Origin of the sequence: Lacrimispora amygdalina (assembly GCF_003432035.1) — a bacterium.
Lineage (GTDB): Bacteria > Bacillota > Clostridia > Lachnospirales > Lachnospiraceae > Lacrimispora > Lacrimispora amygdalina.
Genome location: NZ_QOHO01000045.1, coordinates 59,391 through 85,088 on the forward strand (window position 1 = coordinate 59,391; position 25,698 = coordinate 85,088).

General features: G+C 42.6%; 18 protein-coding genes. 10 read left to right on the forward strand and 8 right to left on the reverse strand.

Annotated features, from left to right (window positions below):
• Window positions 1–181: 181 nt before the first annotated feature.
• The 8 genes from DS742_RS14840 (at window position 182) to DS742_RS14875 (ending at window position 12,756) form a co-directional block, all read left to right on the forward strand.
• The gene (locus tag DS742_RS14840) at window positions 182–1,888 is read left to right on the forward strand and encodes a VanW family protein (protein WP_117417758.1); all 1,707 of its coding nucleotides are present in this window, start codon (window positions 182–184) and stop codon (window positions 1,886–1,888) included.
• A 202-nt stretch (window positions 1,889–2,090) separates the two neighbouring features.
• Window positions 2,091–5,630 (forward strand): pyruvate:ferredoxin (flavodoxin) oxidoreductase, encoded by a 3,540-nt coding sequence (gene nifJ, locus DS742_RS14845; protein ID WP_117417759.1) that lies wholly within the window; start codon window positions 2,091–2,093, stop codon window positions 5,628–5,630.
• A gap of 237 nt (window positions 5,631–5,867) precedes the next feature.
• Window positions 5,868–6,614, forward strand: coding sequence for a DUF4397 domain-containing protein (locus DS742_RS14850; protein WP_117417760.1), 747 nt, complete (start codon window positions 5,868–5,870; stop codon window positions 6,612–6,614).
• 94 nt (window positions 6,615–6,708) lie between these two features.
• Window positions 6,709–7,104 carry a GntR family transcriptional regulator gene (locus tag DS742_RS14855; protein ID WP_170313471.1) on the forward strand — a complete coding sequence of 132 codons (396 nt, stop codon included), beginning with the start codon at window positions 6,709–6,711 and terminating at the stop codon, window positions 7,102–7,104.
• A complete protein-coding gene (locus DS742_RS14860) occupies window positions 7,101–8,000 on the forward strand; it encodes an ABC transporter ATP-binding protein (protein ID WP_117417761.1) in 900 nt (299 codons plus the stop codon). The genes DS742_RS14855 and DS742_RS14860 overlap by 4 nt, the downstream gene beginning before the upstream one ends.
• Window positions 7,975–10,140 carry a DUF6449 domain-containing protein gene (locus tag DS742_RS14865; protein WP_117417762.1) on the forward strand — a complete coding sequence of 722 codons (2,166 nt, stop codon included), beginning with the start codon at window positions 7,975–7,977 and terminating at the stop codon, window positions 10,138–10,140. The genes DS742_RS14860 and DS742_RS14865 overlap by 26 nt, the downstream gene beginning before the upstream one ends.
• A gap of 87 nt (window positions 10,141–10,227) precedes the next feature.
• Window positions 10,228–10,710 carry a zinc ribbon domain-containing protein gene (locus tag DS742_RS14870; RefSeq protein WP_117417763.1) on the forward strand — a complete coding sequence of 161 codons (483 nt, stop codon included), beginning with the start codon at window positions 10,228–10,230 and terminating at the stop codon, window positions 10,708–10,710.
• 129 nt (window positions 10,711–10,839) lie between these two features.
• A complete protein-coding gene (locus tag DS742_RS14875; RefSeq protein ID WP_117417764.1) occupies window positions 10,840–12,756 on the forward strand; it encodes a sulfatase-like hydrolase/transferase in 1,917 nt (638 codons plus the stop codon).
• 29 nt (window positions 12,757–12,785) lie between these two features.
• Here the strand turns inward: DS742_RS14875 and DS742_RS14880 are convergent, their stop codons facing one another.
• Window positions 12,786–13,892 (reverse strand): DUF362 domain-containing protein, encoded by a 1,107-nt coding sequence (locus DS742_RS14880; protein ID WP_117417765.1) that lies wholly within the window; start codon window positions 13,890–13,892, stop codon window positions 12,786–12,788.
• A 168-nt stretch (window positions 13,893–14,060) separates the two neighbouring features.
• Between DS742_RS14880 and cls the strand changes: the two genes are divergently transcribed.
• Window positions 14,061–15,611: a cardiolipin synthase gene (gene cls, locus DS742_RS14885; RefSeq protein WP_117417766.1), complete on the forward strand. Its 1,551-nt coding sequence runs from the start codon at window positions 14,061–14,063 to the stop codon at window positions 15,609–15,611.
• A gap of 51 nt (window positions 15,612–15,662) precedes the next feature.
• Here cls and DS742_RS14890 read toward each other — a convergent pair whose 3' ends face one another.
• From DS742_RS14890 to DS742_RS14910, 6 genes are all read right to left on the reverse strand, one after another.
• Window positions 15,663–17,291 carry a complement C1q domain-containing protein gene (locus tag DS742_RS14890; RefSeq protein ID WP_117417767.1) on the reverse strand — a complete coding sequence of 543 codons (1,629 nt, stop codon included), beginning with the start codon at window positions 17,289–17,291 and terminating at the stop codon, window positions 15,663–15,665.
• 348 nt (window positions 17,292–17,639) lie between these two features.
• Window positions 17,640–18,383 carry a hypothetical protein gene (locus DS742_RS14895; protein ID WP_117417768.1) on the reverse strand — a complete coding sequence of 248 codons (744 nt, stop codon included), beginning with the start codon at window positions 18,381–18,383 and terminating at the stop codon, window positions 17,640–17,642.
• Entirely contained in the window at window positions 18,380–18,982 is a 603-nt protein-coding gene (locus tag DS742_RS14900; protein ID WP_117417769.1) for a DUF4489 domain-containing protein, read from the reverse strand. Before DS742_RS14900 ends, DS742_RS14895 begins: the two co-directional genes overlap by 4 nt.
• 138 nt (window positions 18,983–19,120) lie before the next feature.
• The gene (locus DS742_RS14905) at window positions 19,121–19,666 is read right to left on the reverse strand and encodes a DUF4489 domain-containing protein (RefSeq protein ID WP_117417770.1); all 546 of its coding nucleotides are present in this window, start codon (window positions 19,664–19,666) and stop codon (window positions 19,121–19,123) included.
• A gap of 227 nt (window positions 19,667–19,893) precedes the next feature.
• Entirely contained in the window at window positions 19,894–20,049 is a 156-nt protein-coding gene (locus DS742_RS28890) for an OadG-related small transporter subunit (protein ID WP_170313472.1), read from the reverse strand.
• 16 nt (window positions 20,050–20,065) lie between these two features.
• Entirely contained in the window at window positions 20,066–21,214 is a 1,149-nt protein-coding gene (locus DS742_RS14910) for a sodium ion-translocating decarboxylase subunit beta (RefSeq protein WP_117417771.1), read from the reverse strand.
• 474 nt (window positions 21,215–21,688) lie between these two features.
• Between DS742_RS14910 and DS742_RS14915 the strand changes: the two genes are divergently transcribed.
• Complete coding sequence (locus DS742_RS14915) at window positions 21,689–23,821, forward strand: sodium-translocating pyrophosphatase (protein WP_278336059.1); 2,133 nt, start codon at window positions 21,689–21,691, stop codon at window positions 23,819–23,821.
• A gap of 64 nt (window positions 23,822–23,885) precedes the next feature.
• Here DS742_RS14915 and DS742_RS14920 read toward each other — a convergent pair whose 3' ends face one another.
• Window positions 23,886–25,694: a heparinase II/III domain-containing protein gene (locus tag DS742_RS14920; RefSeq protein ID WP_117417772.1), complete on the reverse strand. Its 1,809-nt coding sequence runs from the start codon at window positions 25,692–25,694 to the stop codon at window positions 23,886–23,888.
• Window positions 25,695–25,698 lie beyond the last annotated feature (4 nt).

Here is a 25,698-nt window from a genome sequence, read left to right on the forward strand (position 1 = left end):
AGTAACCTCCGAAATGAAATAGTTTATTAATACTATAGTAACATGTTTTTTTAGTTCTGTAAAATGTAGAATTTACGCGAAAAATAATTAAGAAAATTCATAAAAACGTAATAGCATTTCCCACAAAGTATGGTATACTACTCAGTGTAATGCTACATAATCATGTAAAAAGGTGAAGTAAATGAGTCAGGATGATAACAGACAAAGAAGCGGAGGAAGAACCTATTCTTCCCAGAACGGAAGCAAAAGAAATACGCCGAATTCAGGCAGAAGGACAAGCCAGTCTTACAGAGGGGGCAGCACCTATCAGCAAAGGCGTGGGAAAAAGAGAAGAAGAGGGCCGCAGTATGGAATTACGAAGATTCTGCTGGCTGCTGTTTTCGCTGTTGCCTCCGTTATCAGTGTTATGGCTGCTGTTAAGTATATTGGGGGTCATAAGACGAAGGAGACAGATGTGAATTCCACGACAGTCTCTGAGACCCAGCTGAAAAAAGAGGTACATGTAGAAGGAATTTCAATTACAGGTTTATCAAGGGCTGAGGCTAAAAAAACCATAGATCAGTCACTTGGCTGGGGGATGAAAGTTATCTACCAGGACGAAACCTATGAACTGAAGAATTTTCTGGACAGTAGAATTGATGCTCTGCTGGAGGAGATTTACAGCAAAGATGCGAAAGAAGAGTATACCATTGATACCGACGGTCTCGAGGATGACGTAAAGGCTGAGGTAAAAGCTATTGCAGCAAAGTGGGATGTACCCGCTAAGAATGGTTCTATTTCCGGATTTGATAAAAGCACCGGGAAGTTTGTTTATTCCGGGGAAGAAAAGGGAATTGCCGTTGACCAGGACAAGCTGACAGCCGATATTCTTGCGCAGATTAAGGCGAAAAATTATAAGGCTTCTGTAACTGCACAGGTGAATGAAACTGCTCCTAAAATTACGGAAGAGCAGGCAAAGGCACTGTATAAAGTGATCGGAACCTATACGACTACCACCACCACAAACAGTGACAGGAATAAGAACATCGAGTTAGCTTCCACTGCACTGAATGGCCTGATTCTGCAGCCGGGAGAAGAATTCTCTTTTAATAAGACAACCGGTGAGCGTTCCTCTGCAAAGGGTTACCGCCCGGCGGGAGCTTATTTAAACGGAGTGCTGATTGAAGAACCGGGAGGCGGTGTATGCCAGGTTTCTTCTACACTGTATAATGCAGTTGTTTTTGCAGGACTGACAACCACTGAGCGCCATGCGCACAGTTATGAACCTTCCTATGTTACTCCTGGTGAGGATGCCATGGTAAGCTTTGGCGGACCGGATATGAAGTTTATCAATAATTCTTCCAGCGCCATTGCGATCAGAACCAGTTTTGCTGACCGCAAGCTTAAGATTTCCATTGTAGGTATCCCGATACTGGAAGATGGTGTGACATTGTCAATGACCTCCCAGAAGACAGCGGAGTTAGATGCTCCGGCGCCAATTTATGAAGAGGATCAGACCATGCAGCCGGGAGAGGAAAAAGTCATTAAGCAGGAAACCAAGGGAAGCCGCTGGGTGACCAATCTGGTGACGAAGAAGAACGGCACTGTGGTAAGCGATGAATTCTTCCATAACAGTACGTACCGCGGCAAGCCGGCCACAATCAAGCGCAATACATCCGGTGTTGTGGTACCTGCCACAGATCCGTCCGCATCCGTACCGGAGAACAATCAGGGCAATACCCAGACTACGGCGGCAACCGGTAATGGTCCGGGAGTGAATGCAGGGGAGACACCCCCCCAGGCACCGGCACAGGAAACCCAGAACACTGCGGCAACCCAGGCGGAGACGGAAGGAACCACAGCTGACAATACTCAGACTGTGATCCAGCCCAATCCCATGAACCAGTAGAATAAGCGTGCAAAAAAGACAGTACCAGACGTGTTTTTCCAATCTGATACTGTCTTTTTTTAAATTGTTTTGAAAATAATACTTTATTTTCCAGTTTTAATATTTGCTTTTTGTTGAATAATTGTTATAATAATGTCAGGTCACTTTCCCTTAGGGGGAACCAAATTATACAAATATTCACATTTGCAGGAGGAAATCAAGAATGGCAAGAAAAATGAAAACCATGGATGGAAACCATGCAGCAGCACATGCATCTTATGCATTTACTGATGTAGCGGCAATCTATCCTATCACCCCGTCTTCACCTATGGCAGAAGCTACAGATGAATGGTCTACAGACGGAAGAACCAATATTTTTGGCCAGACAGTGCACATTACAGAGATGCAGTCTGAGGCAGGTGCCGCAGGTGCGGTTCACGGATCCTTGGCAGCAGGTGCTCTGACTACCACCTATACAGCTTCCCAGGGTCTGTTACTTATGATCCCTAATCTTTATAAAATTGCCGGCGAGCAGTTACCTGGCGTAATCAATGTATCTGCACGTGCTGTTGCAAGCCATGCCTTATCAATCTTTGGTGACCACTCTGATGTATATGCCTGCCGCCAGACCGGCTGTGCAATGTTATGCGAATCCAGCGTACAGGAAGTTATGGACTTAACTCCGGTTGCTCATATGGCAGCTCTTGAGGGTAAAGTACCATTTATTAACTTCTTCGATGGTTTCCGTACTTCCCACGAGATTCAGAAGATTGAAACATGGGATTATGAAGACTTAAAAGAAATGGTAAATATGGATGCAGTTGATGAGTTCCGCAGTCATGCATTAAATCCAAACCATCCATGTCTGCGAGGTTCTGCTCAGAACCCTGACATCTTCTTCCAGGCAAGAGAAGCATGCAATCCGTATTATGATGCACTGCCTGCAATTGTTCAGAAATATATGGACAAGGTGAATGCAAAGATCGGTACTGATTACAAACTTTTCAATTACTACGGCGCTGCCGATGCAGATCATGTAATTATTTCCATGGGTTCTGTTAATGATACAATTGAAGAAACCCTTGACTATTTAGTTGCAGCAGGCCACAAGGTTGGTGTGGTAAAAGTACGTCTTTACAGACCATTCAGCGCACAGGCTCTGATCGATGCAATTCCTGATACAGTTAAAACTATTTCTGTTTTAGACAGAACAAAAGAACCAGGCTCTTTAGGCGAACCATTATACTTGGATGTTGTTGCGGCTTTAAAGGGAACAAAGTTTGATCAGGTTAAGATCCTTACCGGACGTTATGGTCTTGGTTCCAAAGATACGACTCCGACTCAGATCGTAGCTGTTTACGAGAACAAGACAAAGACTCCGTTTACCATCGGTATTGTGGATGACGTGACTCATCTTTCTCTTGAGACAGGTGATGAGATTATCACTACTCCGGAAGGCACATCCAACTGTAAGTTCTGGGGTCTTGGAGCTGACGGTACAGTAGGTGCTAATAAGAACTCCATTAAGATTATCGGCGATAATACTGATATGTACGCACAGGCTTACTTCGATTATGATTCCAAGAAGTCCGGCGGTATTACGATGTCTCACTTACGTTTCGGACATAAGCCGATTAAATCAACCTATTTAATCCGCAGAGCTAATTTCGTAGCATGCCACAATCCTTCCTATATCCGTAAGTACAATATGGTTCAGGAACTGGTTGACGGCGGTATATTCTTATTAAACTGCCCATGGGATCAGGAAGGTCTTGAAAAGCACCTACCTGGACAGGTTAAGAAGTATATTGCTGATCACAACATCAAGTTCTACACCATTGACGGTGTTAAGATCGGTATCGAGACTGGTATGGGTGCAACCCGTATCAACACCATTCTTCAGTCTGCATTCTTTGAACTGACAGGAATCATTCCTGCAGCAAAAGCAAACGAGCTTATGAAAGCTGCTGCAAAGGCAACTTACGGCCGTAAGGGTGAAGAGATCGTTCAGAAGAACTGGGCAGCAATTGATGCCGGTGCAAAGGGCGTTGTTAAAATCGAAGTTCCGGAGAGCTGGAAGAACTGCGAAGACGAAGGCCTTGATTATAAGAAGATCACAGATGGAAGACAGGATGTTGTTGATTTTGTTAACAACGTTCAGACAAAAGTCAACGCTCAGGACGGTAATTCCTTACCAGTATCTGCATTTGTTGATTATGTTGACGGATCCACACCTTCCGGATCTGCTGCTTACGAGAAACGTGGTATTGCAGTAACCATTCCTCAGTGGAAACCGGAGAACTGTATTCAGTGTAACTTCTGTTCTTATGTATGTCCTCATGCTGTTATCCGTCCAATCGCTTTAACAGAGGAAGAGGCTGCTAAGAAACCTGAGAACATGAAAGTTCTTCCAATGACCGGTATGCCAGGATATCAGTTCGCAATCACTGTATCTGCATTTGACTGTACCGGCTGCGGTTCCTGTGCTAATGTTTGTCCTGGAAAGAAGGGCGAGAAGGCTCTTACCATGGTTAATATGGAAGCAAACTGTGACGTAACACAGGAAACATTTGAATATGGTCAGACTCTGCCAATCAAGCAGGAAGTTATTGATAAATTCAAAGAAGCTACTGTTAAGGGCAGCCAGTTCAAACAGCCTCTTCTTGAGTACTCAGGAGCATGTGCAGGCTGCGGCGAGACACCTTATGCAAAATTAATCACACAGTTATTCGGTGATAGAATGTACATTGCAAATGCAACTGGATGTTCTTCTATCTGGGGTAACTCTTCACCATCTACACCTTACACCGTGAATGCTAAGGGACAGGGTCCTGCATGGGCTAACTCCTTATTCGAGGATAATGCTGAATACGGTTATGGTATGCTTTTAGCTCAGAATGCGATCAGAGAAGGATTAAAGAATAAAGTAGAAGAAATCTGCAATTCTGATAAAGCATCTGATGAAGTAAAAGCAGCATGCAAAGAATATTTAGACACATTCAATGTCGGTGTTACCAACGGTTCTGCATCTGATAAACTGGTTGCAGCATTAAAGGGAGTTGACTGCGAATTAGCCAAAGCTGTTGTAAAAGGAAAAGATTTCCTGGGCAAGAAGTCTCAGTGGATCTTCGGCGGTGACGGCTGGGCATATGATATCGGTTTCGGCGGTGTTGACCACGTTCTTGCAAGCGGTAAGGACATCAACATCATGGTATTTGATACAGAGATCTATTCCAATACAGGCGGTCAGTCTTCCAAGGCTACTAAGACTGGTGCAGTAGCACAGTTCGCAGCTGGCGGAAAAGATACAAAGAAGAAGGATCTTGCAAGCATTGCCATGAGCTATGGTTATGTATATGTAGCACAGATTGCTATGGGTGCTGATTATAATCAGACTGTTAAGGCAATTGCAGAGGCAGAAGCATATCCGGGACCATCCTTAATTATCGCATACGCTCCATGTATCAGCCATGGTATCAAGAAGGGTATGTCAAAGGCACAGACAGAAGAGAAGCTTGCTGTAGAGTGCGGATACTGGAATAACTTCCGTTTCAATCCTGCTGCTGAGAAGAAGTTCTCCTTAGACAGCAAGGCTCCTGCACTGGAAGGATACCAGGAATTCTTAAAGGGTGAGGTTCGTTACGCATCCTTAGCTATGAAGAATCCTGAAAGAGCAGCTGAATTATTCGGTAAGAATGAGGAAGATGCAAAAGCAAGATTTGAATATCTGCAGAAACTGGTTACTTTATACGGAAATGAATAATTGAATTACTGATTGAAAGAAGGTGCGCCCGGTTAATCCTGGCGCACCTTCTTTCTGTAATCTGCTTTTCAATACTAATTATACCTGTTCCATCCCAAATCGATTATTATCATTCAATACATATTATTCATAGATTCCGGCATCCTTATAACAAACGGAGGATGATTGATTTCAGACAGGCACTGAGGATTGTTCGCGGAATAAACTTACTATATAACGATAATAAAGAGGAATTATATGGGAATCATTTATTATATGCAAAATGACACAAAAACAGACCAAAGTCCTGATCCGAATCAGGATACCAGTGAAATTTCCGATACGGATGAACACTGGACTTCAGTGATAACTGTATTTCCTAAGCCAATAATACCATGTTACTTCTGCAATAACAGTGAATATGGCCTGGTGAGGTTTCTGAATGCAGCCATCGGTTACAATCCGTTTCAGATCTTTATTAGTAAACAGCTGGCAGTGAATGGGCTGGATAATGGGGATATGAGCCAATACGGAAGAGTTTCAGCTAATATGCAGACAGTGACAGTGGAAGACGAAAATGGATATGTTTATATAGAAAAACAGATAGAGGTTCCTGTGGGGCAGGCAATTACAGTAGCGGTCATCAATTCAGATTCCGGTGTTGATATTATGGAGATTATGGATAGGTACTGCAATGGGGGGATTAACTCAGGATGCTTTCGGGTTTGTAATTTGTCCATTACCAATCGAAAGGTGAATGTATTCTTAAATGAGGGAGTACTTACATTCTTGGAAGTGGATTATAAGGAGGTTACGGGCTTTAAATACCAGAAAACCGGTTTTTATCTGGTTTCAGTAATGAACAGTAATGCCCAAAGCGAAAATGTTCTTCTTTCCTCTAATATTTATATCAGAGGAAATGCCTCTTATACATTATATGTCTTTAACTGGAGCAATACAATGAATGCGATTCGGATACTGATTGTTGAAGATAGAAAAAATTAATGAAATATTTTCCTGCCTCCGGTTGACAGACCGGAGGCAATCTGCTATATTAAGTGTATTAAAAGTGTTAGTACAGTTAAGGAAGAGGTGAACTATGATTCTGCTTGATTATAAAGACCGCAGACCTATTTACGAACAGATCGTGGAAAAATTAAAAGACCTTATGATTTGCGGAGTTCTGGAACAAGACAGCCAGCTGCCCTCTGTAAGAAGTCTGGCAACTGATTTGTCCATTAATCCCAATACGATACAAAGAGCTTATACGGAGCTTGAACGCAGGGGATTTATTTATTCTGTAAAAGGAAGAGGCAGCTTTGTTGCAGATACCAGCTCTATCCGCGCCCTCAAAACCAGTGAATTAAAGAATAAACTTGGCGGCTGGGTTGAAGAGGCAAAAAGGGCAGGTTTAAAAGAGGATAAAGCCCATTCATGGCTGGCAGAAGAATGGGTGATGGAAGGATCTAACACAGGGGGAGGAGCAGAAGAATGATTCAGGCAGAGAATTTGACAAAACGATTTGACAGCATTATGGCATTGGACCATGTGAGTGCTGAGATAAAAGATGGGAATGTATTTGGCCTGATTGGCACCAATGGTGCTGGAAAAAGTACTTTTTTAAGACTGCTAAGCGGAATTTTAAAACCGGATGAAGGCAACGTAACCATAGATGGAGAGGCTGTCTTTGAAAATGAGAATGTAAAAAAGAAATTTTTCTATATTTCAGACGATCAGTATTATTTTAATAATGCCACTCCAAAGGACATGATGGACTTCTACAGCAAAGTTTATCCGGATTTTGACCGTAAGCGTTTTGAAAGTCTGATCGGTAATTTCGGACTGGAGATGAGAAGAAAGGTGCATACCTTCTCAAAAGGAATGAAAAAGCAGCTGTCTGTGGCCTGCGGTATCAGTGCCAATACAGATTATTTATTCTGTGATGAGACATTTGACGGACTGGATCCTGTGATGCGGCAGGCGGTGAAAAGCATTTTTGCCAATGATATGGCGGAAAGAAATTTAACTCCGATTATTGCATCTCACAACTTGAGGGAGCTGGAGGACATCTGTGACCATGTGGGATTGCTGCATAGAGGCGGAATTTTACTTTCCAGAGATTTAGACGATTTAAAGCTGAATATTCATAAGGTTCAGTGCGTTTTAAAAGATGGTATGACAGAGGCGGATCTGGCGTCATTAGACCGGATTAAGACTGAGACGCGGGGAAAGCTTTATACCATGACGGTGCGGGGAACAAAGGAAGCGGTTATTGGAATGATGGAGTCACTCCAGCCGGTATTCTATGAGATTATTCCTTTATCGCTGGAAGAAATTTTTATAAGTGAGACGGAGGTGGCAGGATATGACATCAAAAAGCTTATTTTTTAATCTGATACAGGAAGATGGAAAGCGCAGGCTCTGGGCAGTGACTCTTGCATTTCTGATGTTTTTCTTTTCCCTTCCGGTTACCATGGCCATGATTATAGGTGAGTTCATAAAGCAGGAAGAAAGCAAGGCATTTATGATCTCTGAGTTAAGGGGTCTGCTTGGATTTGAGAATGGCTGGATTACTTTCATGATGATTGTTCTATCCATCATAATGGGTGTCACAAGTTTTTCTTATCTTCATTCCAGACAAAAAGTTGACTTTTATCACGGAATTCCCGTGAACAGAAAACATTTGTTCTGGGCTAATTACATGAATGGTATATTGATTGTGGCTGCTGTTTACGGGGTTAATTTAATACTTTCCCTTGGCGTAACAGCGGCTTATGGAATATCGCCTGCAAAGCTTATCGGTTCTGTATTTACAGGATATTTGCTTTTTTTACTGCATTATGCCATGATATATTCCGTTACGGTATTGGCGATGATAATGACAGGCAGCGTAATCGTAGGAATATTTGGCACAGCAGTATTTGAAGGCTATTTTACGGTTTTACTGCTGAATTTACAAGGGTACTATGGATACTTCTTTCATACCAGTTATAAGAGCGGAGAAGAATTATTCCGCCCATTTCTGATGAAATCTTCTCCATTTGCAATATTTATTTCCAATATTGCACTTGCGAATGGGGGAGGAATAGACAGAGAACTGGGATCCCAGATTATACTTGTAGCCGTATTATTTATCATATTTACTTTTCTTTGCCTGTTTTTATACAAAAAGAGGGGCTCTGAATCCGCGAAAAAGGCAATGGCATTTAAAATCAGTATGCCAATTATCCGGATTCCCATTGTTGTGTTATCGTCTCTTTCCGGCTGTTTCTTTTTTTTACTGATCCGTTCTGAAGCTGGCTGGGCGGTGTTCGGACTGCTTTGCGGGATGCTTTTATCCCACTGCGTTATAGAAATCATATATCATTTTGATTTTAGAAAATTATTTTCTCACTGGAAACAGATGATTGCCTCAGCTCTTGTGGCAGCTATGATTTTTGCAAGTTTTCAGATGGATTTGTTTGGATATGACAGCTATGTTCCGGCGGAGAGTTCCATAAACTCTGTAGCGGTTTCCCTTACAGATGAGAATTATTGGGTTTCCTATGGAGATGTGACTCAGAATCTTCAGGGAGAGTATCAATGGGAATATCAAAGTGCGGATGATTATATTTTCGGGCATATGAATCTTAAGAATCAGACACCGGTTCTGTCCATGGTTAAAAAAGCAGTTGAAAAAAACAAAGGGACGGATTGGAAAGAACTTAGTTCGGCCAACTGGGCTGAAGAAGGGAAGTGGCATGATTTTTCGGTGAAATATACACTGAAGAACGGTAAAAATATTTATCGCAGTTATTCCTTAAGAGATGCAGATATAAAAGAGGAACTGACTCAGCTATATGAAGATCCGGACTTTATTCATGCTGTATACCCTGTTTTCAGTCAGACAGCTGAAAATACATCTGCGGTAAGAGTCAGCAGAGGATCACAGTCCAGTATTGTGAGCCGTGATAAGAACGGTACAGATAAGGCCATGACGGAAAAACTGCTTTTCGCATACCAGCAGGATTTTGACCAGTTAAAAGTGGAAACTATGAACAAGGAAAATCCTGTGGCTTCCATACAGTTTATGACAAAGAAACAGTATGAGGCGGACAGCACAAGAGAGGGAAATCAGAATTCCTGGCAGTATAGTGATGTGACTTCCAGAGGCTTTTACCCGGTATATCCTTCATTTAAAAACACTCTTGAATTATTAAGAGAATGCCAGCTTGATGTAGACAGCTGGACTTCCAGTGAGGGAATTAAAGAAATCAATTTTGAATTGAACCAGTATTCTGAGTATGAGAAAGAAAGTTATGAAAACAGCAGTGCCAGGTATTATACAGTCACAGATCCCCAGATGATTGCTCAAATTATGAGCCAGGCTGCAATTGAAGAGTATGTGGGCATGAACCCGTTTGGTATATCGAACACTGAACGAATCAGTTTTTCTGCCGTCAGCAGCGCACTTGGCAGCCGAAGTGAGATCCAGTACACAGTGCCTTTAAAATTGCTTCCTGATTCGGTAAGAGATGCAGTTAAACCATAAATGAGCAGTGTGAAATCAGTCTTTCATTGACTTTTTCTTCCAATAAAGTTACAATAGTAGGAGCAAAAGTCAAAGGAGGAATCACGGATGGCATTTTTTGAAGAGCTGGGAAAGACACTTAGTGATACCGGCAAAGAGGTTGCAACGAAGGCGAAAGCATTGACTGAGACGATACAGCTGAAGACACAGATCGGTGCAGAAAAGACTAAGCTGGAAGAAGCTTATGCAGTCATCGGAAAACTGTATTATGAAGACAACAGCGAGCCAAAGGAAGCTTATACCAAGGCTTATGAAACTGTCAGAGCCAGCCGGGCAAGAATTGCCGCTCTGGAGATTGAATTGACCCAAAGCGAAGGCAGCCGTATCTGCGCAGAGTGCGGAGCCAAGGTTCCGAAAAGTTCCCTGTATTGCGGAAAATGCGGAGCGCCTGTGAAGGAAGCTGCAGCTGATCCTGTTTCAGAAGACAAGAATGAGAAAGAGCAGACGGTATCGGCAGAGGAAGTAAATGCAACTGCAGGCATCAACGCTGTGAATGATGACGTGTTTGAACCTACGGAAGAACAGGAATAATAACGAGGGGCCGGATTTAATCCGGTCCTTTTTTTAATATTTATTTTTTTGAAAAAGGTATGTAAATTTGCCGTAAAATGTGATAGACTAAACCCGGTCAGCAAACGTGTTTGGAAAATGAGGTATACTATGAAAATTTATATCAGATGGCTATTCAGGCTTTTGGCTCTTTCCGCAGGTATTAATATTGTGATTGAACTGGCGAGCAGGAAGTCTTTGTTAAATCTGGGGTCTTATATAGGTAATAGTTTTTTGATTTTTTTACTTAATACTTTGATTATTTTTCTGCCTTTTACAATTGTATATGTTACCAGGCGAAAAGCATTTGCCTGTTTTATGATTACTTTTATATGGATCTTTATGGGAATTGTAAACGGAATACTTTTGGTTTTCCGTACAACTCCATTTACAGCAGCCGATTTGCGTCTGGTGAAGTATGCCATGAGTCTGGCTACGGTTTACTTTACGTGGATGCAGATTATTCTCATGGGGGCGGCAGGAGTACTGGCACTCATAATACTGGTGGGAGTCTGGAAAAAAGCTCCGGTCAGTCAGGAGAAGACACGGGTTGGTTCCGGTCTGGCGGTGATTTTTTTAAGCACTGCACTGGTACTGGGTATTACCAGCGGCGCCATGAAATGCGGACTGGTTGCTGTTCATTTCGGTAATATCGGTCAAGGCTTTAAAACCTATGGATTTCCTTATTGCTTCTCCAATTCTGTTTTTAATACCGGTATTTCTAAGCCGGAAGGATATGGATCTGAAACACTGGAGACCATTCAGTCAGAGGAACTGGTGCCTGAGAATACTTATGCGATCACAGAGAATACAAAACCCAATGTGATATGGATTCAGCTGGAATCCTTTTTTGATCCCTCTTTGTGGAAAAATAACCCGGTGACGTATGATCCCATACCTTTTTTCCACCAGCTGCAGAAAAACTATCCGGGCGGATATATAAGTGTTCCTTCTGTTGGAGCAGGAACAGCCAATACCGAATTTGAATCAATAACAGGCATGAATCTGGACTTCTTCGGACCAGGTGAGTATCCATATAAGACAGTACTTAAAAAAACCTCCTGTGAAAGTACTGCATTTGATTTAAAAAATCTGGGTTATACGGCTCACACCATACATAACAATGAAGCTACCTTTTATGACAGAAACAGGGTATTTGCCCAGCTGGGATTTGATACATTTACTCCTATTGAATATATGAACAATATAGAGCGCAATCCTACTGGCTGGTGTAAGGATAAAATTTTGACAGGAGAGATTATAAAGACGTTAGACTCCACGCCAGGTCCGGATTATATCTATACCATATCGGTGCAGGGACACGGAAAGTATCCGAATTTTGAATATTACTGCCAGCAGATCAGTGAGATGGATCAATTTATAAGGTCACTTGTTAATACATTAAGAACCCGCAAAGAACCCATTGTACTGGTGATGTATGGAGATCATCTTCCGGGTTTTGAATGGAGTGAGGACGATATGAAGAACCACTCTCTGTTCCAGACAGAATATGTCATTTGGAATAACATGAATCTGCCAGTGGTTAAAAAGGATGTGGAGGCTTATCAGATTTCTTCTCACGTCCTTAATATGCTCAATATCCACGAAGGGACCATGATCCGGTTTCATCAAAAATATTTAAATGGTGAAAATACAGATAAGGAAAAATATCTGGAGGACATGAAAAACCTGGAGTATGATATTCTTTATGGAGAACATGAAGTTTACGGCGGAGAAAGTCCATACCAGAAAACCAATTTAAAGATGGGAACAGATAAGATAAAAATCGATAAGGTGGTCTATAATGATTCCAATCTGCTGATTTACGGAGAGAATTTTACTCCTTATTCTAAAATATGTTTTGACGGAAAAGAGGCAGAAACCACCTTTGTGTGGCCTCAGCTGATTATAGCTAAGGATATACCTGAAAAGAAGATCAATAACAGCGAAATATCTGTGTGGCAGATCGGAAGGGACAAAGTTCCCTTAAGTGAGGATGGGATTTATCATCTGGGGTGGTCTGATTAAAGAGAGAGAGGGGGTTCCTCTCTCTTTTGTTATATGGAAATCAGCTCATATTGGGCACTTCCAAGACCTATTTTAACTGCGTGCTCAATGGAAGACTCCCAGTTTGTATTGGGGTGAGTGTCTTTAAAATGATCATGATGATGGCTTCCATGTTTTTCCAGGATACTGCCTGCCATAACCGGCTGTCTGTTCACGGCATCGGCGCAGGCAGCATCCAGCGCAACGGGATCAAAAGAAGCGAACATACCCACATCTGGTATGATCGGGATGTCATTTTCAGAATGGCAGTCACAATAAGGAGAAACATCCATCACAAGGCTGATATGAAAGTGGGGGCGGTCCTTTAAGACTGCCTTGGTGTATTCTGCTATTTTGCAGTTTAAAATGTCGTTGGATTCATCGCAATCTGATTCGATGGCATCCACTGGACAAACACCGATGCAGCGGCCGCAGCTGACACATTTACTGCTGTCAATCAATGCTTTTTTATTTTGAAATGAGAAGGCATCGTGAGCACAGTTTTTTTCGCAGGCATGACAGCCGATGCATGATTCCTCAGTTACATGAGGTTTTCCGGCGTTATGCATCTCCATCTTTCCGGCTCTTGATCCGCAGCCCATTCCAATGTTTTTTAATGTTCCGCCAAAGCCTGTGCTTTCATGACCTTTAAAATGAGTGAGGGATATAAAAATATCAGCATCCATGACAGCACGCCCTATTTTAGCTTCTTTAATGTATTCTCCGTCTATGGGAACCAGAATTTCATCTGTTCCCTTCAGACCATCGGCAATCAGAACATGGCAGCCCGTGGAAAAAGGTGAAAATCCATTTTCATAGGCAGTATCCAGATGATCCAGGGCGTTCTTTCTGCTTCCTACGTATAAAGTGTTGCAATCAGTTAAAAATGGTTTACCGCCGCCTTCTTTAATTAAGTCAACCACTACCTTCGCAAAATTAGGACGCAAAAATGATAAGTTGCCCAGTTCTCCAAAATGAATCTTTACTGCAGCATATTTATTCTGGAAATGAATGTGCTCGGTCATTCCGGCTGTTTTAATGAGCCGGGCAAGCTTTTGAGGAAGGTTTTCACGGAAAGTGGTATGAAAATTTGTAAAATAAACCTTAGATTTTTCCATAGATGGTCTCTCCTTTTGATAATTTTTATTATTATGCTATTATACTGTAAATAAAAGGGGATTTCAATCAGTCTTATCTGTGTCTGCCAGTTCATTTCCAAACTCTTGCAAGATATCCGGGCAGGCGGTATAATATGAACCATGTAAGGAAATGTGGAGGTACAAAAGATGGGATATATCAAAAAAATGCTAAGGGTTATTTTTGGAAGGACGATGTTTGCAGTCGTTTCACTTGTGATACAAATTCTTGTTCTGGCCGCAGCATTCCGCTTTCTGACCTTTTATCTGGCGTATTTCTATGGCGCTGTTACTTTGCTCAGTGCGCTGGTTATTATTTATATATTAAATAAAGAAGATAATCCCAGTTTTAAAATGAGCTGGATGATTCCTGTAACAGCGGTACCGGTTTTTGGTACGTTTTTCTATATGCTGGCTGAGCTGCAGATTATGGAACGATTTATGGAAAAGAAGTTAATATCCAGGATGGACGAGACGGAGAGCTACCTGGAGCAGAACTTAAAGGTATCAGAGCAGCTGTCAAGAGTCAGCAGGCGGAATGCAAATCTGGCTCATTACATTAAAAAATACGGACATTATCCGGCATATGGAAATACAAATGCACAATACTTTCCTTCCGGAGAGGCAATGTTTGAAGCTATGAAACGGGAAATGACAGCTGCAAAGAGATTTATTTTTCTGGAGTTTTTTATTATTGAGAGAGGGGAGATGTGGGATTGTATACTGGAACTGCTGGAAGCGAAAAGCAGGGAAGGGGTAGAAGTGAGAATTATGTATGACGGCATGGGATCTTTCACGTTACTTCCCCATAATTATATTAAAGTCCTTCAGGAAAAGGGGTTAATGGCAAAGATCTTTTCCCCAATCAGACCGGTTCTGTCCAGTTACCAGAATAACAGGGATCATAGAAAAATTCTTGTGGTGGACGGACATACTGCATTTACAGGAGGGATAAACCTGGCAGACGAATACATCAACAGAAAAGTCCGGTTTGGTCATTGGAAAGACACGGGTATTATGCTGAAAGGAGATGCCGTAACCAGCTTTACCATGATGTTTCTTCAAATGTGGAATATATCTGAGAAAGAACCGGAAAAATACGATAAATATTTAAGAGATCCGGAGTATTTTTACCCACTGGAGCTTAATATGGAGGGATTTGTGATTCCTTATGGTGACAGTCCATTTGACACGGAGGCGGTTGGAAAAGAGATTTACCTTGACATTATTAATAATGCCAGACAATATGTGCATATTATGACTCCCTATCTGATCCTTGATTATGAGATGGTTAAATCGCTCACCTTTGCAGCGAAAAGAGGGGTGGATGTTTCTATTATTCTTCCTCACATACCAGATAAAAAATATGCTTTTCTGCTTGCTAAATCACATTATGGGGAACTGATCAGGTCAGGAGTTAAAATATGGGAATATACACCGGGATTCATGCATGCAAAAGTATTTACAAGTGATGATACAAAGGCAGCAGTGGGCACAATTAATTTGGATTTCAGAAGTTTGTATCTTCACTTTGAATGCGGAACGTATCTGTACCGGAATGAGGTAATCCGGGAGGTTGAACGGGATTATCAGGAAACATTGTCTTTGTGCAGAAGAATTTCAATAGAAGATATACCAAATGATCCATGGTATGAGAGATTTGCAGGGCGGGCACTCAGGTTGTTTGCACCGCTGATGTGACAGAAAAGCGCCGGAATGAAAACCGGCGCTTTTCATGTTTTAATGGATAGACTAAATGGTAACTTCAAGAATTATCATATGAGCTATAACTGGAGTGTTGCCGAAGAATACTGTCTGACCGGTTGTGTTAATTATTTCAACAATAGCGGGGATCGCACCTACGGTTACCAGAGCGGATCCATTCAGCTGTCCTGTTACAATCGGTGAGCTTGCAGCAGTACCTCCGCTGCCATTTACCCGCGTAGTAAATTCAACATAAGTGGAAGGTCCGGCACCATCTGTAGAAATCCACCAGGATACATAATATACTCCTTCGGCATTAATGGTTGCGACACCTGTAGTGGTATCATAGATAATATTCAGGCTTTGGTCAATTAGTACTGTATCAAAAATAACGGGACTGCCGTTTGCTACAGAAGTTCCTGTACTAAGCTGTACTTCGATACCTCTTAACTGTGCGGATGCACCAGAAGGTCCGGTAGGTCCGGTAGGCCCGGTAGCACCAGTAGCGCCGGTAGCGCCAGTAGGTCCGGTAGGTCCGGTAGCGCCGGTAGCGCCGGTAGCGCCAGTAGGTCCGGTAGGTCCGGTAGCGCCGGTAGCACCGGTAGCGCCAGTAGGTCCGGTAGGTCCGGTAGCACCGGTAGCACCGGTAGCGCCAGTAGGTCCGGTAGGTCCGGTAGCGCCGGTAGCACCGGTAGCGCCAGTAGGTCCGGTAGGTCCGGTAGCGCCGGTAGCACCGGTAGCGCCAGTAGGTCCGGTAGGTCCTACAGGTCCGGCAGGTCCGGTAGCGCCAGTAGCACCGGTAGCGCCGGTAGGTCCGGTAGGTCCGGTAGGTCCGGTAGGTCCGGTAGCGCCAGTAGCGCCGGTAGCGCCAGTAGGTCCGGTAGGTCCTACAGGTCCGGCAGGTCCAGCAGGTCCAGTAGCACCAGTAGCGCCGGTAGCGCCAGTAGGTCCAGTAGGTCCGGTAGCGCCGGTAGCGCCGGTAGCGCCGGTAGCGCCGGTAGGTCCGGTAGGTCCGGTAGGTCCTACAGGTCCGGCAGCGCCAGTAGCGCCGGTAGGCCCGGTAGGTCCGGTAGGTCCGGCAGGTCCTACAGCGCCGGTAGCGCCGGTAGGCCCGGTAGGTCCGGTAGGCCCGGCAGGCCCGGCAGGTCCTACAGCGCCGGTAGCACCGGTAGGCCCGGTAGGTCCGGTAGGCCCGGCAGGCCCGGCAGGTCCTACAGCGCCGGTAGCACCGGTAGGTCCGGTAGGTCCGGTAGCGCCAGTAGCGCCAGTAGCGCCGGTAGGTCCGGTAGGTCCAGTAGCGCCGGTAGCGCCGGTAGCGCCGGTAGGTCCAGTAGGTCCGGTAGGTCCGGTAGCACCGGTAGCGCCGGTAGCGCCAGTAGCGCCGGTAGGTCCGGTAGGTCCGGTAGGTCCGGTAGCGCCAGTGGCACCGGTAGGTCCAGTAGGCCCGGTAGGTCCGGTAGGTCCATCAGGTCCTGGAATTCCCTGAGGTCCGGTAGGTCCGGTAGGTCCAGGACGGCCTGTGGGTCCCTGAGGTCCGGTAGGTCCAGGACAGCCTCTGGGTCCCTGCGGTCCAGGACAGCCTCTGGGCCCCTGCGGTCCGGTAGGTCCAGGACAGCATCTGGATCCCTGCGGTCCGCAACAGCAGTGATTATTATCCCAATCTCTACAATCATTCATAATTATTTCCTCCTGCCAACGTGTAGCATTCTTATAATTCAGAAATTATATTATAAAGGGCTTATACACACCTTTATAACATATCATATGTATCTCTCTTTCAGTTTGTTAGAATTTTAATTCCGTTGTTTGGTATTTTTGCAGGATTTAGGGGGAAGGATTTTGTTTGTCCCAATTGAGAGAAATGAGTTTGAACAAAGGTAAACAAAATGGATTTGCAGAGTGTTTATTTCCAACAGAAAAAAACTCCTTTTTAGTAGGTGCTTTACGCTGTAATCATTACCAAAAAGGAGTAAAAAGCATCGATTTTTTTGCGTGGAGGTCTGGTATAAAAAAACAACTTTTATGTCATGCGCTATAAACAGCTTTTCTGATTGCTTCGACCAGAGAATATAGTCCAAGCTCATTACAGTCGTTAATCAATCCTTTTTTAATAAATTCACCAAAGGACTGCTTAATTCCTTCATTATCGCTTAATTGCGTTAACATGATCGTATTTTCAATAAGCTCCAAAACATCCTTATCATCACTGCTTTTTTCAGTATATTTAGCAAGTAATTTTTGAAGATCAATGATTAGTGGGCTGGTCTCTTTAACTGACTGTACATTAATTATTTCCTTAATGATGGGTTTTTCCTCAACGGCTAAAGTAATTTCATCTATTTTACCATCACCATTAAAATCTATATTTATTTCAGAGTAACCCTCTTTTTTTGTTAAATAGTCAATCATTAGTTCGTAAACCTGTTGCGTAAAATCTTCATTATTGGAAGCAAAAGAAAAAATCATTCCTGTGTTTATCTCAATATTAATATCTTTAATATCCTTTCTTTTCATGTACCATGTGATCCATCCCAGGAGGCAGGTGATAAGGATAACCAGCAAAACTATTCGGACTGCCTGATTAAAGCCAGATAAAGCTATAAAAAGTAAAATAATATATAAATATACCGGTAATTGATTTTTAAAACAATTTCCAACCCATATGCGGGAAATATTGGGAATTTGAATCATATTGTCTTCCCATTTAATAGTATTTTTATTTATATGAATCATGGAATTTTTAAATCTTTTCATAGTAGAATTTATCATAATTCTCCTTTCTGATTTTTATTGTCATCCTCAATGAGAGATGCGAATAAAACCGGGTTTGTTATTATGATGGTGCCAGTGGTGTCAAACCCCATAACTTCAATATATACGATATAATTACAGCATTTACATTTCGATGGATTACAATCACAGGCTGTGAACGATAGTATATTAGTTTCTGTTGCCGGCACATTTCTGGCAAAAGCATAATTTGCACTGACAGGAATCTTTGTTGTCTGGCAGGCCTCCTGTCTGACCAGCTGAAAACGGAGATGCAGCCTGGCACTGATTGTTTCAATATTACAGGAAAAATTAAAATATATGATATAATTTCTGTAAATGGAGGTATCCAGGTTCATTGATGCTACGATATATGTAGCGCCCCTTTCGGAACTGTCAGGTAAAATAATTCCTCCTAATTCAGAGCTTTTGAAAAATACATCATTAGCAGCAGAATGTTTTACCGGGCGCTCGTGATTTTTTTTCGGATATTGCCGGCAGTCATATGTTTTTGCATGGGCAGGCTGAGAATTATTATTGAACGTTCTGTTATATGACATATTTCGTCGGAAAGGCATACCGAAAAAGCAGTTATACATGGCTATAGCTCCTTATATGAATGTTCATAGATAGAGTATTCGGCCGGTAAAACCAAATGCTCTATCTATGAAGAAAGTCAGTTTATGCAACTATTTGTAAATAATACGGCCCTGCTTCCTGCTGCTTCTCAGTTTTTATTAAAAGCATTCGTTATCTACAATGAGTGCGGCAAGAGTTGCATTGTTAATGGCGGTTACGCCAACTGTAGCAACACCGGCGACAGTAGCAATTACGCTGTAAGTGCAGCAGTCATCGCTGCAGAAATCACAGTCGCAGACAAAGAAGCTAAAAGTATTGCTGTCAGTAATCGCAACGATCCGTGAGAATGTCCAGATAGGTCCTACCGGAAGAGCAGTAATCTGATTTTTACACTGCTTAAACAACTGGAAGTTGAGCGTTAAGACAGCAGCGGTGGTTACGATATTGCTTGCAAACTCAAACTTAATACAAGGTCTTTTTAAATATTTGGTATCTACAGTAACAGAAGCTAAAGTAAAGGTAGAACCGGCAGCTGTTAAGGCAGGAAGAGATACGCCACCCTGGCTGCCGCACTTTAAGATTGTCCGGTTGGGTTTAAGAAATTTTTTGGGCCGTTCACATGGGCAGCCGCAATTGCAATTACACGAATAGTCCTGTACTTCATCACCGTCATATTCGCTTGTTCTGATATCTTGATCATTCATGATGTGACCTCCATTTTACTTGATAATTAAGGCTTTCTAATTATACCGTCATGGTATACTACATTATATTAGAGAGAAAAAATTATGCTACACTTTTACTGAAAATTTTATACGTGACTAGTCTTAAGATACAGGTCTGATCAGCAGAAAATTGGGGGTAAAATAAAAAAATGAGCAGATAACAATGAAAAAAAAGAGTCATTGTTATCTGCTCATAAAACATGTCCTTATTCTTCAGAAGTGTCATCTTGTCCTGATCCAGACGTATTAGTAATCTTTGAGAGCAGGACGACAATTAGAGTTAAAATTCCAATTACTATAAATATAGAAGCCATGCCTTTTCCCATGATTTCTAAAGCGTATATCACGTTTTGTGTATTCATATCGTACTCCTTTCAGCTAAGCCATATTCTTAAGAATCTGGCTTACAATATTAATAACAACTCCTCCTGCAACAACTGAGCCAATCTGCCCTGCTACATTTGCACTGATGGCATGCATTAAAAGATGGTTTGTGGGATCTTCCTTAAGCCCCATCTTTTGTATAACACGGGCTGACATGGGGAAAGCAGAAATCCCGGCGGCTCCAATCATTGGATTGATTTTGTTTTTCAGGAACAGATTCAGAAATTTGGCAAATAAGACACCGCCGACAGAGTCAAATACAAAGGCAACCAGTCCAAGCAGCATAATCAGTAAGGTTTTGGCATTAACAAAGGCTTCCGCCTGCATGCTGAAAGAGATTGTAATACCAAGCAGCAAAGTGATCAGGTTTGCAAGCGTGTTTTGTGCTGTATCAGATAAGCTTCCCAGACAGCCGCATTCCCTGATTAAATTTCCAAACATCAGGAATCCTACCAGCGCAACAGACTGGGGCGCAATGAGACCTGAGACCATGGTAACAATGATCGGAAACAAAATTCTGGTTATTTTAGTTACAGAGGCCGGATTGTATTCCATCCGTATCAAACGTTCCTTTTTCGTTGTAACAAGTCTGACAGCGAAAGGTTGTACAATTGGTACCAGCGCCATATAAGAATATGCAGCAACAGCGATTGCGCCCATGTACCGGGAATGCATGATCTGGGAAACCAGAATGGAGGTAGGACCATCGGCAGCGCCGATTATACCGATTGCTGCGGCATCATTTAAATCAAAGTTAAAAAGCACTGCCAGTAAGATCGTAAAAAAAATACCAAACTGTGCCGCACCACCGAAGAGGAACATTTTGGGATTGGATAGCAGGGGACCAAAATCGATCATGGCTCCGATTCCGATAAACAAAAGAATAGGCAAAGCTTCCGAAGATTCAATGGTAGTTTCAAACAGCCATTGTATAATTCCGTTTACGTCACCAACTCCTTCCATTGTCTGATTAAGTACACCAGATAAGGGCAGGTTAACAAGAATGGCTCCGAAACCCATGGGCAGAAGCAGGGCGGGTTCAAAACCTTTGGCTATGGCAAGATAGATTAATAAACCTCCGATTCCATACATAACCAACTGCTGCCAAGTAATTGCTGCAACACCTGACAATAAAAACTCCATAATAAAAATCCTCCTTAGCTTGGTTTGTTTTTCTTGCTGAATATATTTGCCTCTGCATGTACCTTTGTCTGAATCGCTGATGTAATATGTAAATATATTCTCAAATTTGTAAAATAAAGATAAAAATAAACAGTTTAATCTTAAACTATTACTATTATTGATGTCAATGTGTTCTTGAATTTTCTCTGTTAATGATTCGTTAATATTGCATATTTGCTTATAATTTCATTTATTCGTACATATCAATTATTGTCAAAAAGAATAATGATATAAGCAATATTTTATAATATAAATAGATAAAAATATCTATATTACACAAGAAATACGATCAAAATAGCCGCGGAACGAATGAAATATGTGCATATTATCTAATTATTACATAGCATTTATTTGATGCTTGCTCTAATTGCATGAAAATGCTAGTATTTAATGCAAAGCGAAATTTGCTTAAAAAATGAAAGGGAGATGAGCTCTTTGGTATTTAATTTACAATTTTTTCAGGTCTTGTCTATTATTATTTCAATGCTTGCTTTTTGCACAGCATTCTGGCTCTACCGATGGGTTGAAGTACAGCCTTCCTCCAATCAGAGGATAGCAGAAATTAGTAAATTGATTCGCAATGGCGCAAACACATTTCTCACTAAAGAATACAGGACTTTATCACGTTTTTGTCTTGTAGCAGCAGCTGTTATATTAATATTTCTTCCCGCACCCATATGGAAGGGCAATATTGCTGCTAACATTATTATGGCAGTTTCGTATCTATTCGGTACCGTATTTTCCGCAATTGCGGGAAAGATCGGCATAAGTATTGCAACAATCGCTAATGTAAAGGCGGCTGAGGCTTCAACAAAGGGAATCAAACAATCGTTCATGTCAGGATTCCGGGGCGGAGCCGTTATGGGAATGGCAGTAGTGGGTTCCAGCCTTCTTGGCGTAACTCTGGTTTTGCTTTTGACAAATAATACCACAGCTCTTCTTGGATTCAGTTTTGGCGCAAGCTCCATGGCTCTTTTTGCAAAGGCAGGCGGCGGCATATTTACAAAGACAGCAGATATCAGTGCTGATCTTGTTGGTAAGGTTGAACTGGGAATTCCTGAGGACGATCCCAGAAATCCTGCAGTTATTGCTGATAACGTTGGCGATAATGTAGGAGATGTGGCAGGAATGGGAGCGGATTTATTTGATTCCAATGTCGCTTCCATGGCGGCTGCTCTGGTTATGGCAGTATCCCTTGACGGCGCCTGCAAGGCTGCCGGTCAGACAGCCAATAATGCAGCCATGGTTTTCTGCTATGCTGCAGTTGGTCTGCTGGCATCCATGGTGGGAGTAATGACTGCAAGAATGAAAGAGGGCGGAGACCCCACTTTGGCATTAAATACAAATACATACGTGACAACGGGACTATATGGTGTATTGACAGCAGCCGCAACATGGGCGTTTGGCTTCTCCTGGCGCATCTGGGGAGCCAGTGTTATCGGCCTTTTGGTAGGTGTAATCATTGGCCTTGCCAGTGACTATTTTACGGATGATAAAAGACCTCCGGTTCGTGCTGTGGCAAAGGCCTGCGAGTCCGGACCGGCCTTTACAATTTTATCTGGAATCAGCTACGGTTTAATGAGTACCCTTCCCTCCATGGTCGGGATTGGTGTGTCGGCACTTGCCGCTTATAAGCTTTGCTACCCAATGGGCGGGGGAAGTGTGGAATATGCCATGTTTGGAATATCCATGGCTGCAGTCGGAATGCTTTCTATCGTGGGAATGATCATTTCCAACGATGCATATGGACCGATTGTGGATAATGCCAGAGGACTGGTTGAGATGGGGGATCTTGGCGATAAGGCGCTTGAGATAACCGATTCCCTTGACAGTGCAGGAAACACGGTAAAGGCGGTAACAAAAGGGTTTGCCATCGGAGCTGCAGGTCTGACGGTAATCGCACTGCTGGGAGCATTTATGAGCGAGGTAAATGCGGCAATCGATGAGCTGAATGCTGTTTCGGCAGGAGCAATTATGGATAAGATTGCAGGTTTTGATGTGATTAATCCCAATGTCTTTTTTGGATTGCTGATCGGTGCTGCAATTCCCGCATTGTTTTCAGCCATGCTGATGCTTGGAGTTGACCGGAATGCACAGCGTATGGTTTCCGAAATTCACCGTCAGTTTAAAGAAATTCCAGGTTTAAAAGAGGGAAAAAAAGGGGCTGTTCCGGAATACGATAAATGTATTGAAATTGCTACCGACGGAGCGATTAAGGAGTTGGTTCCGGCCGGACTTATGACAATTATCGCCACTCTTTTAGTTGGAGTGGTGGGAGGTGTTCAGTCAATCGGCGGTTTCATTACGGGTAATATTGTGAGCGGATTATTATTTGCATTATTCATGTCCAATTCAGGCGGTTTATGGGATAATACGAAAAAATACATTGAAGCAGGCAATCATGGCGGTAAAAATTCACCGGCGCATAAGGCTGGTGTAGTGGGAGACACGGTGGGAGATCCATTTAAAGATACAGCAGGTCCGTCGATTAATACTCAGATAACGGTAGTATCTTTGGTAGCTTCTCTGACAGCAACTATTTTCCTGACCTTTAATCTGTTTGGGTGATAAAAAGACATTCATATAAGAGACCGCTTCATCTGTCTTCATAAGACAGTGAAGCGGTCTGAAATTATTCTATCGTCAATTCTAAATCATTCGTATCCATTGTCACCAGAATCCGGTAGATATCATGCTTCCAGGTTGTTTTTAACCGTTCATCCGTTATGGGAAGACATTCCTTTTTCATGTGGGAGCAGCCGGTTACGGACAGATTTCCAAGATCTCCGATGATGATCTGGTTCCCCTCTATTGTTGGTTCCTCGTAAAACATAAGGGATAATACCGGTTGTAAGAGATCTCCTTCATAATGATCCTTTATTACAATCTGTTTGCCTTTCTTCATAACGGCACTTCTCTGATAAGAATGGATCCGGTTGTCCGGATAGGCATCCGCAATGTCCATTGTGATGCTGCAGACAGTGGAACCAAGCTCATAAGAGACGTTTTTGGCTGCATAAGAAGCTCCGTCTTTTTGAATGATTTCAGAGTCTCCATCCAGGAAAGAGGGAAGATTATGGTAGCGGGACTGCATCGTCCATATTTCGTACCTCTCCGGTGAAAATGTCTTTCTTGTATAGGTTTCGACGCCCACATCAATGAAAAGCGGCCTGCCGTTTTTATAAATGGTAAAGCTGCCGGTATCATTGTGATTGTGGCTGTCATCGTTATCACCTGCTTTAACTGCCAGGCACCGTTGTTCATCCCTGGCGATGAAGATTCCAACGCTTTCGTACCAGAAATCCTTATGTCTGATGGAAAGATTTTTGTCAAAAGCCAGCATTTCCGCATGTGTGAAAACGGTCTGGAGCCGGTAGAATAAATTATGTTCACTGACATCTAAGGGATCTTCGCTATTCTGATAATCGGAAGCGGCAAAAGCCATCAGTTCCTGATTTTTCGTCCTTTTACCGAATAAATATTCTCTGGCGCCGCAGCGGCCGGCAACAGGAGAGCAGTCTGCAAAATTTACATAATAGATACCGTCGATATGAACGTTTAAGATGTATGCGGCAATGTTCCTTATTTTTTCATTTAAGTATATGATATCAAAAGAATTATCAGTGATGCCGTTTAACAGCTCCAGACAATTAAACAGGCATAATCCTGCATGGCGGTAATATTGGGCGCCTTCATCACAACAGCCATCTTCACCGTACTCATCCAGAAAATAGTCCATGCTCCGGCAAGCCTTATCAAGAATCTGTCTCATCCTAGGCACATCAGTCTCTCTTGTAAAAGCAGAGAGAAGAACATTCTGAGTGCACCATACCGTCCAGTTATTCATATGGCTCTTCCCATCACCCATCCACCAGAAGTGTTCATTGAGATAAGGAATAAAGATCCGTTCTTCCAGATTTTTATTAATCATTGCAGATAGAAACGGGCTTACTTGACGAAGTTCCCCGCGAAGAAGATATTCAGCTATGGAAAGGACTGCTCCGGTTTCAGCAGCAAATAAATCAATGACAGGACGGGTTACGTCAGGAAGGATGAATTGAGGCGTATCCCGGATATAAGAGTTGTGGGCAGGGAGCTGCCACGCATTTTCCTCACAGATTAAATAGAGTCCGTTGATGATATCGTCAAGGAAACGCCCTTTATATTCTGCACATTCGGCAAGAACCAGTGAATTTAAGGCTGTCCGTCTTAAAAACATCTTATCCTGAAAATGACTTCGGTTTCCTGTTCTTGAAAACTCCATAAAATCGGTTGCAGTAAGAGAGGGATAATCGAAATGAAGATATTCCTCTCCGTTTTTAATCAGGCAAAATCTTAATTTCTCTGGCAGAGATTCCCAGGCCTCCCGGCGGCAGGCAGGAAAGTATGGGTTAAAACTGGATATGGGTTTGTTTAAGTGTTGAAAGATTTCTGTGATCATGATG